The 202-nt window shown below is 48.5% G+C and carries 1 tRNA gene; it reads left to right on the top strand.

Annotated elements, in window-relative coordinates:
- The first annotated feature begins 6 nt into the window (after window positions 1-6).
- Window positions 7-82, top strand: a tRNA-Ala gene (locus E0L16_RS21975).
- The last annotated feature ends 120 nt before the right edge of the window (window positions 83-202 follow it).

Below are 202 nucleotides of genomic sequence, written 5' to 3'. Positions count from 1 at the left end.
TACGATGGGGCTATAGCTCAGCTGGGAGAGCGCCTGCCTTGCACGCAGGAGGTCTGCGGTTCGATCCCGCATAGCTCCACCATCTTTTACTGCGAACACAAGAAAACTTCAGAGTGAACCTGAAAAGGTGCACTGCGAAGTTTTGCTCTTTAAAAATCTGGATCAAGCTGAAAATTGAAACGACACACAGCTCATGTGTGTT

This window comes from Enterobacter quasihormaechei, from assembly GCF_004331385.1.
Taxonomy (GTDB): Bacteria; Pseudomonadota; Gammaproteobacteria; order Enterobacterales; family Enterobacteriaceae; genus Enterobacter; species Enterobacter quasihormaechei.
This window is presented reverse-complemented; position numbering and strand designations above follow the sequence as displayed.